A 754-nucleotide genomic window follows, 5' to 3' on the forward strand; every position below is an offset into this window, starting at 1 on the left:
CCGGTGATCCGCCGCAACATCCTGGAATCCCCGGCCTGGTACACCGCCTACACCCCGTACCAGCCCGAGATTTCGCAGGGCCGGCTTGAGGCGCTCCTGAATTTCCAGACCATGGTCCAGGACCTTGTTGGACTGCCCATCGCCAACGCGTCCCTGCTGGATGAAGCCACCGCCGTGGCCGAGGCCGTCCTCATGATGCGCCGGGCCAATAAGAACAAGGATGCCCGGGACGGCAAGACTGTCCTGGATGCCGACTGCCTGCCCCAGACCATCGCCATTGTGAAGGGCCGCGCGGAAGCCCTGGGCTTCGAGGTGGAAATCGCCGACCTGTCTGCAGGCCTGCCGGACGGTGCCATCAACGGTGTGGTCCTGCAGCAGCCTGGTGCCTCGGGCCGGGTGTTCGACCACTCGGCAGTGATCGCGCAGGCCAAGGAGCGCGGCGCACTTGTCACGGTTGCCGCCGACCTGCTGGCGCTGACCCTGATCACCCCTCCCGGCGAGCAGGGTGCGGATATCGCCGTCGGCTCCGCCCAGCGCTTCGGCGTCCCGCTGTTCTATGGCGGCCCGCACGCCGCGTACATGGCAGTCCAGAAGGGCCTGGAGCGTTCGATGCCCGGCCGCCTGGTGGGGGTCTCCAAGGACGACGCCGGTGTCCCCGCCTACCGTCTGGCCCTGCAGACCCGCGAACAGCACATCCGCCGCGAGAAGGCCACGTCCAACATCTGCACCGCCCAGGCGCTGCTGGCCATCGTCG

The 754-nt window shown here is 68.0% G+C and carries 1 pseudogene; it reads left to right on the forward strand.

The window, feature by feature from the left end:
• Window positions 1–754 (forward strand): annotated as a pseudogene (locus G205_RS20455) (glycine dehydrogenase (aminomethyl-transferring)); the annotation flags it as partial.

Source organism: Arthrobacter nitrophenolicus (assembly GCF_000332815.1).
Taxonomy (GTDB): domain Bacteria; phylum Actinomycetota; class Actinomycetes; order Actinomycetales; family Micrococcaceae; genus Arthrobacter; species Arthrobacter nitrophenolicus.